The organism is Alkalibacterium sp. m-11 (genome assembly GCF_054658155.1).
The window spans coordinates 1-10,432 of record NZ_BAAGIR010000069.1 but is presented as its reverse complement, the minus strand read 5'-3'; the positions used below and the strand labels follow the sequence as shown (position 1 = coordinate 10,432).

Sequence of the window (10,432 nt, the reverse complement as noted above, 5' to 3'; positions counted from 1 at the left end):
ACCGGAACTCTTCAAGCCATTTTTAAAAGAAAATCAGCTGAATCAAATATCAAAAGCGGCATAATAATCGGTACCAAGTCAATGACACCAAGGGTCAAAGGCTATTTTTTAACTGCAAAACTTGAGTTACTAATTGTGTTAACTGCGTGCACGACTAATGACGACACAAACAATGCAAGGGAAGATGACTCAAGTTTGATTAATGATGCTCCTAGAGTAATTAATAGTATAGATTATGTGGACTTTCTTGAATCTCATAATGAAGCAGAATTTACTCATTCGGATGACCTAGTAAATCCGGAGAATATAGCTTTCGAGGTCATTGTCGAAGGCGATACGGAAACTGGCACATCGGACAACCAGTTAGAGCTGTATGTAGAGGTTGAAGAAGGAGAAGAGTTAGTCTTGGGGAGCACGCATTATGTTATTGAGTACTACAATGATGAAGAGTGGGAAGCAATCGATAACGTGCCTTACGGACAAGAGGATGCTGAAGTTAGAGTGACATCGGATCAGCCTCTCACGCATACCTTCACTAGCATTGACCAGTATGATACTGACTTCAATAACGGTATCTATCGAATCATTAATTCTGGTTATGTTTTTCCTTTTTATGTGTATGTTTTAGAATGAAGGGGTGCCGAAAATCATAATTAGTCACAGTAATTCTATTACAATCTGAGTGTTTTCACATAAAGAAACGGCATGTTCATCATTCGTGATGAAAACATGCCGTTTCTTAGTATTATTTAGCGCGTTTAACTTCAATACGGTAACCATCAGGATCCGTTACGAAGAAGTAGCTTGGTGTGCCGCCTGATAGGCCTTTTAGCTCACCTGTTTTGTAAGCAGATGCTTTACAAATGTCGTGCATTTTTTCCAGATCATCGACTCTTACGCCTAGGTGACTGAAGCCGTCTCCGACTGTGTAAGGATCCGCATCGTAATTGTAAGTCAGCTCGATCTGTACGGAAGAACCGGGAGATTTCAGATAAATTAAATCGAATTTGTTTTCTGGAAATTCTCTTCGGCTGGCTATTTCAAAATCAAATAGATTTGTATAGAAGTCCAGCGTCGCATCAATGTCTCTGACGCGCAGGCAAATTTCAACGAGTTCTTGGTTCATAGTATCATCCTCCAATAATGTCTTATCTTTATTCTATCATGAATAAGGCCACTACGCATTTTTGAACTAACTGATTGGATGCAACAACTCGATCATGCAGGATAAGTCAGCCTAGGGAGCCATTATATTCTAAAAAAAAATCAGTGATGAGTACTGAAGGAACATACCCTCAGAGCATCACTGATTTTTTATTGGGTAATTAAAGACTTAAATATTCAACCAGGCGCCTATGAAGAAGGTGATGATGATTGGAACGGGTATGACGGCTGAATTGATGATCGATGTCATAAAGGTGGTCTGTTTGTCTTGTTCCTTCATGAAGATACGAATATTTTTCAGGACGTATGGGAAAGTCAATAAGGACAATGCCACTAACCTTGGGAAGGTCCCAAAAATGACGGATAAAATGATCGAAATATAAGCAGCGTAGTAAAAATATCTGTAGACCGTCAGCGCTTTGTCTACGCCGATATGATAAGGCAGGGTGAACCGGTTATCTTCAATATCTTCTTCCAGGTCGCAGATGTTATTGGCCAGTAAGATGGCCATGACTGTAATCGATGTAGGAACGGATGCGACGATGAACTGGCCGATCGTGACCAGGTCGAATTGAACGACGTCAAAGGCGTTGACGTAAACCATGGCTGTAAAGATACAAAAGCCCATAGATAAGCCGACGAAGAATTCCCCAGTAGGTGTACTGGAAATGGGAATAGGCCCGAAGGTATAGAGCGCACCGATCAGCATTCCCCCAAAGCCGATAAAGAACAAGATAGGCGAGGTCTGAAGCGCTAAGAACAAGCCAATGACTAAGGCGACTGCTCCGGAAATAATATAGGCGATCCGGACATTGTTAAGCGGGATATTTTCTTTACCTACGACCATTTCCTGAGTAATGTCTGAGTTCTTGTTATCTGCAATATAGTAATCTAAGTAGCTGTCACGAATGTTGACGGCCATGTGAAAAACGATGACTGTAATCAGGCCCAGAAGTGAAAAGAACGGACGTAAGCTGTCGTAATTGTACCAGGCATACAGGATACCGATAAGGGCAGGAAAGAGGCTGGTTGTAGAGGTTTCCAATTGGGAAAGAACAATATATTGTTTGACTGTCATAATACTCTCCTTTTCTAATCTTCTCTTGTCAGTAGGGTCTTGGTCAATGAATACAGGACATCTTTTCCAGAATGATCTGGAAGGCTGTTGATGGATGCCAGAGCTTTATCAATGTAATGCTTTGCAGTAAGGTGGGCCCGTTCGATGCAGTCATGATCATGCAGCAAAGTGACCAGTGAGTCCAGTTCCTTGTCCGACAGGTCTTCACCTTTTTCTAATAGAGGAAGAAAGGCTTCTTTGTTGCTCTCTAATCCTAAAATGAGCGGGAGGGTGTAGATGCCTTGTTTGACGTCGTTTAAAACAGGTTTCGAGAGCTTTTCTGAAGTCTGCGTGTAATCCAGAATATCATCCAGCATCTGAAAAGCGATGCCGATATCCTGACCGATCGACCGGCTGAGCTCTATACTCTCAGGATCAGATCGGCCAAGATAGGCTCCTTCATAACAGCTCAGTTCAAATAGTTGAGCGGTCTTGCCTTTAATGCTTTCGAGATAATCTGTATAGGTGATGTCTGTATTGTAGACATGGGACATCTGATTAAGCTCACCCATCAGAACACGCTTCATCGACTGTGCATTCAGCTGAATAAGATCGATGGAGTCCGTTGCCTCTGCCAGCAGTTCGAAATACACCGAAATCAGCAAATCCCCTGTATAAACAGCCACGTCCTGACCGTGCTTGGACTGGACCGTCTCACTTCCGCGACGCGTGTCTGACTCGTCTATGATGTCGTCATGAATGAGCGTGGCTAAATGCAGGACTTCTGTCGAGGCAGCGGCCGCTATGATTTTTTTATGTGTATCTTTTGAAACAGAACCTGATTGTGAAAAAAGCAGAAGGTAAGCGGGTCTAAGTAATTTTCCTTGACTCTTTATGAGAGACGTGACCGTTTTTTCGATTTCCTTATTTTCAATGGTGATTTTTTCTATAATCAGTTCAAGACATTCCAGTAAAGAGGCTTGAATAGTAGGATAAGTGTCCCACAATGGATGAGTTTTAATCATACCGCTCTCCTTCGTTAACCAATGAGGCGTTGGTTCATTTTAATGCTAACAAGTGTTACTTATTAAGTATATACGAAATTCCAGGAAATCGTGCATAAAAACATCCGGCAACTTATTGAAAATTGTGTGAAGATGGAGGAATAATATACCAGTTGTAATCTGTTTCCAGATAGAGGTCTTCTTGTTAATTGATAACAGAGTGTTTAAACAGATAATCATTCCATAGGCAATAAAAGTATTTATTCATGTGGCCTATAATGGTAGACTGTAAACTTCAGAAGGCTCTATTAAGAGAGTCTGTATTTATTTAGAAAAGTCACCAAGCTGAAAGATGCTGTTTGCATTCAGCAAAGAAAAAGAAAGCAGGAATATAAAATCAAGACATCATTCGAATCATTCGGGATCAGTCCCGAGATAGTAAAAGCACTGACAAGTCTGCGCTACTTCAACCCGACGGCGGTGCAGGAAGCGGTCGTTCCGTTGGCATTAGAGAGTAAAGACATTATCGTGGAATCTCAGACAGGGAGCGGCAAGACTGTCGCTTTCGGCATTCCCCTGTGTGAACAGGCAGAGTGGGAAGAGAATAAGCCTCAGGCACTGATCATGGTTCCGACCCGCGAGCTGGCTCTGCAGGTCAAGGAGGATCTGATGAATGTCGGCCGGTTGAAGCGGATAAAGGTCACAGCCGTATTTGGTAAGGCCCCCTTCAAAACGCAGAAGTCCGAACTGAAGCAGAAAAGTCATATCGTAGTCGGTACGCCGGGGCGCTTATTGGAACACTTGAAAGAAGGGACTCTGGTCGTCGACAAAGTCAGCAGTATCGTTCTAGACGAAGCAGATGAAATGCTCAACATGGGCTTCATCGATCAGGTGGAGGATATTATTGGACACTTGCCGCAGGAACGCCAGACAATGCTGTTTTCCGCAACGATGTCAGACGAAGTCAACAGGTTGGCCAGTTTTTACATGCGTGACGACCGGAAATCTGTCAAAATCGAGGCTTCTGAACAGAATACGCCGAAAATTCTGCATTCCTATATCAACGTGGAAGAAGCAGGTAAGCAGAGACAGCTGATGGATCTATTGACTGTAGAAAATCCCGACGCCTGCATTATCTTTTGTAACACCAAAGATATGGCTGACGATGTTGAAAATTATTTAAACAAAGCTGGTTTACCCATCGATAAGCTGCATGGCGGTATGGATCAAGATGACCGCTTGGCCGTCATGGATGACTTCCGCTCTGGGAAACTCCGTTATTTAGTGGCGACTGACGTAGCTGCTCGTGGAATCGACATCGACAATGTGACACATGTCGTTAATTATGATGTGCCTTTTGAAAAAGAGAGCTATACGCACCGGACGGGTCGAACAGGTCGAGCTGGCAGAAGAGGACTGGCATTGACCATGGTCAGTGAACAGGACCAGAGACGCTGGCAAGATATTCTCGACTTCGCTTTCAATGATGGCCAGGAGCTGACAGAAATTTTCGCGCCTAGTGAACGTCTAGTCTCCCGATCGAAAGCAGCCTTTGACAAGAAAATAAACGCACGAGTCAAACCGAAAATCGCCCGCAACAAAGAACTGAATAAAGACATCACTAAGGTCTACTTCAATGGCGGCAAGAAGAAAAAGCTGCGTGCCGTTGATTTTGTTGGGACACTGACCAGCATCAGAGATGTATCGGCCGAAGATATCGGCATCATCACGATTCAGGAAAATGTGACATATGTTGAAATCATGAACGGAAAAGGACCTTACGTCATTTCCCAAATGCAGGACCGGACTGTTAAAGGCAAGACGCTGAAAGTCCACAAAGCGCGCAAGTAATGTGCAGGTTTATTAGTAAAGGAAAGGTTGTTAGGGCTAGGCTTGAGTGTATCTTTCGATCATATTATAGAATAAAAAATAACTAGTTGATAGAAGAGTTAGTAAACAGCTCTTCTGTCAACTTTTTTAATTTTCATCAGAACAAAAATTAGCAATATCATGATTTACATAATCGTAATATTGCTAATTTTGAATTTTCTGATATAATTAGAATAGGAGGTGGGTCTCAAATGGATTTTATTGGTAGACGCTATGAATTAGGCGAACTTGAAGCGCAATATAACTCAAATCAGTTTGAGTTAACGGTCATGTATGGCAGACGTCGAGTAGGAAAGACCACGCTGATCAATCAATTTATAGACAAGAAGAACAATGCCGGGTACTTTATTGGTATTGAATCTTCGCTTTCCTACAATTTAGAAAGATTATCAGAAGCTATTTATCAGGCAACGGGATTTCCAAAAAACTTACCTAGCTTCAGGAATTTGTCGGAAGCCTTTACGTTCTTATTTGAGGAATCTCGTGAAAAAAGAGTAATTTTTGTCATAGATGAGTATCCATATCTGGCAAGCGCCGAAGCCTCGGTTTCCTCTGAACTTCAAGCAGTTATTGACAGGTATAGAACTGATTCCCAGTTAATGCTGATTCTATGCGGATCATCCATGTCGTTTATGGAAAACCAGGTCTTAGGATACAAGAGCCCATTATATGGTCGACGAACAGCTCAGTATAAAATAAAACCATTTACTTATATAGAGAGCAGGTCATTTCTCTCCACCTTCAGTTACGAAGAAGCGGCGATTTTGTTCGCTATAACCGGTGGGGTTGCTGAGTATTTGTCTTTTATCGATCCCAATATATCCTTGAAAGACAATATAATCAATCTGTATTTTACACCGAGAAGCAGGCTTTATGAGGAACCGGCTAATCTGCTTCAGCAGGAATTAAGGGAGCCTAAAGTGTACAATGATATTTTATCCGCAATTGCCAATGGAGCTACGCGACATAATGAAATTGCTACGAAAACGGCCCAGTCAAGTGGATCTCTTAGTATTTATCTTAAGTCTCTTATAGAGTTGGGTATTGTTGAAAAAAGAACACCAGTAGGCGAAAAAGAAGGAAGAAAATCAATTTATGTGATTATTGATGGCATGTATCGGTTCTGGCATCAGCTTGTTAGGCCAAATATTCAAGCGATTGAATTAAGACAGGCAGAAGCGATCTATCAGAAAAGAGTAAAAGAGGGGCTATCTGATTTTATGGGGTTTTCTTTCGAGCAGATGGCACAAGAATATGTTGAACATCTAATACAATCACAGCAAATTCCTTTCTATGTAAAGGAATATGGAATCTGGTGGGGGAACAATCCGATTAAAAGACAGCAGGAAGAGATTGATTTGGTCGCAATCGGTGACGACGATATTATAGTTGGAGAATGCAAGTGGCGAAATCAGCTGCTCGGTCAATCTACATTGAAAGAACTGAAAGATAAAGCTAGATTATTCTCACAAGATAAAAAGTATTACATGCTGTTTTCAAAATCCGGGTTTTCGGATGCACTACTTAATGAGTCAAAAGTTTCTGAGGCTATTAGACTGATTGATCTGGAAAAGATGTATCTTCTTTAAGAATAAACTCATAAACTTAGTTTAAAATAGTAATAAACTGTTTCTATTTAGCGTCCAGCTCATAAGAAGATGTATAAAAATATGGACTATGATAGCGAGGGATAGCCGTGTCAAAGACCTTAGATGAAGATTTAATTTATGAAATCCTATCTGTCGTAGAAGAAATCCCATTCGGTAAAGTGGCGACATATGGCCAGATTGCCAAACTGATCGGAAGAGAACGGAACGCTCGTCTGGTGGGTCGGGTCTTAAGCATGGCAGAATTTTACGGGAGCTATCCTTGCCACAGAGTAGTCAATCATGCGGGAAGGCTGGCACCTGGCTGGGGCGAGCAGAGAGGCTTGCTTGAGGCAGAACATGTTCCAATGAAAAACGAGACCCACGTGGACATCAAAGTCTGTCAGTGGCGGATCTAAATGAACTTAGTATAAGGGAGAAGAAGAGGATGGCACATAGCCTTATAATAAGGAAATAAAGTAAGGAAGACCAAAAGGATCTGTAGAAGCGATATAAGCAGTAGAAAAAGGGTATGACAGTGATGTCGTACCCTTTTTTTACAGCTTTTAAACTAGTATTCCCAGGACTTCAGTTCGTCGATGGTGATGTCTTCTTCGATATAATTATCGACCATGAAACCACTTAGGTTTGAAAATTCTTTATAGAATAAGTCATAAGCAGTCATGTCGGTATTGAAGTTATCTTCGTTCAGTTTCATAATCAGTTCTTTTGTTTCAGCCTGAGTGTCTTTGTCTAGTTCCCAGCTGTCCGGTCGCAGACGACCTTCGTCATCGTATTCAGGGTTGTCTCCGTATATCATGTCACGGTAGATCCTGTCCTGATGCATGATCGGTGTTTCGTGCGTGCCTTTTTCAGACATCACTTTGTACAGGCCGATACAGTAGACGATGAAGAATGGAATGACTGAGCTGGCTTTTGTGGTGACAGCTGTTGCAACAACGATTTGAGCTTTTCCGTTGATATCTGCCAGGAGCTTGTTGATGTTGTCTGCTTTGACGTCACAGTCCGCTTTTGCCTGTCCGAGTGTACCTCCGCCGTAATAAGGACGATTCAGTTCTGTACCTAAGTATGAATAATTGGTCGTCAGTACACCATCGGACAAGACATCAGCTTCTTTGAGCGCCTTCATCCATAGTTCCCAGTCTTCGCCACCCATAACTTTCACAGTGTCTGCTATTTCCTGTTCAGTTGCAGGCTCCAGAGTATCTGTGAAGAATTCTTCTTTCTGCATGTTGATGTTTGGTCCGACTACCTGATCTCCAATAGCTTTAATTGAAGAGGTGTAAGTTTCACCAGTATCCGGATCGGTGCGACGTCCGCTAGCGAGGCTGTAGACCACAAGGTCGACTTTTCCGCCGAACTCGTTTTTAATATAGTCGATGACTTCCTGCTTAGCATCGTGACTGAAGGCGTCGGTTACGAAGTTCTTGGCTACCAGTCCTTCTTTTTCTGCTGCTTCGCGGAAAGCGATGTTGTTGTACCAGCCTGCTGTTCCCAGATTACGTTCGCTCTTAGGGCCTTTTTCAAATGAGACACCGATCGTATCTGCTCCAGCTCCAAATGCCAGACTGATTCGGGTAGCCAGTCCGTAGCTAGAAGAAGCCCCGATAATCAAGACCTTTTTAGGTGCATCGTAGTGCCCTTTACTCTTCACGTAGTCGATCTGGTTCAATACTTCTTGCTTGCACCCTAGTGGATTGACTCCTAAGGCCACATTCCCCCGGATATTCTGTTTGAAATTCATTTTTTTTTACCCCCAAAACTTATTATAGAGATATAATATCAGAAAAAAGAAGCTGAGAGAAACGCACATTAATGAACCTGGAGATTATGATTGCGAGACGATGCTTATATAGTGACAAAAAGACAGGAAGGGAGTAACAATGGACAGAGAATCCTATTGTATACTTACTTGTGTCTCATGAAGTGCTATAATCACACTAACTAAACTGGTAAAGGATTAACTTTATATAAAAGAGGTCTGTCTTTAGGTATTGTTTTTTTCGAGATTTTGTTCACTAAAAGAGGGAGGACCTGACTTTACTTCTTCACTCTCAGTTGAGCATAAGATCTGATACTGAAGATGTTGAGTACAATGGTGACAAGTAGAAGAATGCCGGCTACCCAAGTCAGTACGGAGCTGGTATCAAGTAAGGCTCCCCAATCCTGAATCTGGACCAGGTGATTGTTGTAGAGGAGATGTAACCATAAGGCGGCAGTACAAAAGGCAAAACTGCTCAGAACAAGTAGCGACTGATTGTAAGTTCGTCTGATCGGTCGGACGATTTGATAAGCTGGAAGGGCCCAGGCTAACAGTCCGAAAAATAGACTGGCAACATTTAACCACTCATATGCAAATTCTTGAGACATAAGGAATATCCTCCTCATCGCTGATTTGCTTATAGTATAATCTAAGTAGATAGAAAAAAATACCTCTGTTATGACATTATTTCTAAATTATTTCTAAAAACGTAAGGACTGTCATGAAAAATAAAATAAAATCATAAGGTAAGGTTATAGAATAATATAAAAAGGAGCGATTCACATGCATATTTATCCAGTTAAAGCATTTTCTGATAACTATATTTGGGTGATCGAAGAGGGTCAAGAGGCAGTCGTTGTAGATCCTGGAGAATCTGAAGGCGTCATCAAACATCTGAAAGATAAGGAATTAGTCCTGCATGCGATTATTTTAACTCACGAGCATAATGACCATATCGGCGGGTTAAAAGCTGTTCTTGAAGACTACCCTGGAACACCGGTATATGGGCCAGTAGAAACGAAGCAGCTGGCTGATCATATTGTCAAAGATGGGGACACATTTACATTGTTGAATCAGTCACTCAAGGTGATGAAAACGGCAGGACATACTTATGAGCACATCAGTTATCTGACAGAAGGAGCCCTGTTCTGTGGAGATGCTCTGTTTTCCGGAGGGTGCGGACGAGTCTTTACTGGAGATTATGAAGCACAATATGAGGCGCTGCAGAAATTTAACGAGCTCGATGACGATACTCTAGTGTATGCGGGTCATGAATACACTCAGACGAATCTGACATTTGCTCAGTCGGTTCAGCCCGATAATCAGACGATTACGGATGCGCTTAAAAAAGTTGAGGAGATGAGAGAACAGGATAAACCGACTTTGCCGTCTACCATTGAAAAAGAGAAGGCTATTAACCTGTTTCTCAAGGCGGAGACACTTGAAGACTTTATTAGTCTACGAAACGCACGTGATGAGTTTTAACGGAATTAACTCCAAGATGGTGACGAAAGTGTGATTTTTTAACTGAAGAGGTAAAAAAGGGGCTAATATTTTTCGGACTTATGATACGGGGTTAGGGGGAAGTATATTATAATTGTGAAAATGTTGAATCCTTGCAGCTCGAGCCCGATTCCCCGCAAATGATATAGTTGATTTGAAAAACTAGCCTATGACACCCCCCTATTCAGGTAAGGTGTCGTAGGCTAGTTTGTTTATAATATCAGAATGGTCAGGATAAATCTTTAACGTAATTCCGAAAGAAGTCTCCCACTTCTAAACGTATGGGTACGAAGCACCAGTGAAAGTGGGAGATGAATTTCGGTCAAGCGATAGCTTGAAGTTATTTCTCAAGACCTTTTCTTATTAGTTCAAGGATAGCTGCCGTTCTTGTAGGCAGTCCATTTTCTTTTTGGTATGCGTCTACTTTTTCTAGAATAACTTTTGG

10 protein-coding genes are annotated in these 10,432 nt (G+C 41.9%); 5 read left to right on the top strand and 5 right to left on the bottom strand.

Features of this window, described 5'->3' with window-relative positions:
- A partial coding sequence (locus ACYQ2O_RS07940; RefSeq protein WP_459796377.1) for a hypothetical protein occupies positions 1-633 on the top strand: 633 nt, incomplete at its 5' end.
- 112 nt (positions 634-745) lie between these two features.
- Here ACYQ2O_RS07940 and gloA read toward each other — a convergent pair.
- The 3 genes from gloA to ACYQ2O_RS07925 form a co-directional block, all read right to left on the bottom strand.
- A complete protein-coding gene (gene gloA, locus ACYQ2O_RS07935) occupies positions 746-1,126 on the bottom strand; it encodes a lactoylglutathione lyase (protein ID WP_459796376.1) in 381 nt (126 codons plus the stop codon).
- 207 nt (positions 1,127-1,333) lie between these two features.
- Positions 1,334-2,242: a UbiA family prenyltransferase gene (locus ACYQ2O_RS07930; RefSeq protein ID WP_346025411.1), complete on the bottom strand. Its 909-nt coding sequence runs from the start codon at positions 2,240-2,242 to the stop codon at positions 1,334-1,336.
- Between the two features lie 14 nt (positions 2,243-2,256).
- Complete coding sequence (locus tag ACYQ2O_RS07925; protein ID WP_346025412.1) at positions 2,257-3,246, bottom strand: polyprenyl synthetase family protein; 990 nt, start codon at positions 3,244-3,246, stop codon at positions 2,257-2,259.
- 324 nt (positions 3,247-3,570) lie between these two features.
- Between ACYQ2O_RS07925 and ACYQ2O_RS07920 the strand changes: the two genes are divergently transcribed.
- The 3 genes from ACYQ2O_RS07920 to ACYQ2O_RS07910 all read left to right on the top strand — a co-directional run bounded on the left by ACYQ2O_RS07920 (position 3,571) and on the right by ACYQ2O_RS07910 (position 7,120).
- On the top strand, positions 3,571-5,076 hold the full coding sequence (locus ACYQ2O_RS07920; protein ID WP_459796378.1) for a DEAD/DEAH box helicase: 1,506 nt from the start codon (positions 3,571-3,573) through the stop codon (positions 5,074-5,076).
- A 230-nt stretch (positions 5,077-5,306) separates the two neighbouring features.
- Complete coding sequence (locus ACYQ2O_RS07915; protein WP_459796374.1) at positions 5,307-6,704, top strand: ATP-binding protein; 1,398 nt, start codon at positions 5,307-5,309, stop codon at positions 6,702-6,704.
- A 107-nt stretch (positions 6,705-6,811) separates the two neighbouring features.
- The gene (locus ACYQ2O_RS07910; RefSeq protein ID WP_459796373.1) at positions 6,812-7,120 is read left to right on the top strand and encodes an MGMT family protein; all 309 of its coding nucleotides are present in this window, start codon (positions 6,812-6,814) and stop codon (positions 7,118-7,120) included.
- Positions 7,121-7,272: 152 nt separating this feature from the next.
- Here the strand turns inward: ACYQ2O_RS07910 and fabV are convergent, their stop codons facing one another.
- A complete protein-coding gene (gene fabV / locus ACYQ2O_RS07905) occupies positions 7,273-8,466 on the bottom strand; it encodes an enoyl-ACP reductase FabV (protein ID WP_459796372.1) in 1,194 nt (397 codons plus the stop codon).
- Between the two features lie 296 nt (positions 8,467-8,762).
- Positions 8,763-9,092, bottom strand: a complete 330-nt coding sequence (locus ACYQ2O_RS07900; protein WP_346025414.1) for a hypothetical protein — start codon at positions 9,090-9,092, stop codon at positions 8,763-8,765.
- 175 nt (positions 9,093-9,267) lie between these two features.
- On the opposite strand from ACYQ2O_RS07900, the gene gloB reads away from it, so the two are divergent.
- A complete protein-coding gene (gene gloB / locus ACYQ2O_RS07895) occupies positions 9,268-9,969 on the top strand; it encodes a hydroxyacylglutathione hydrolase (protein WP_459796371.1) in 702 nt (233 codons plus the stop codon).
- Positions 9,970-10,432 lie beyond the last annotated feature (463 nt).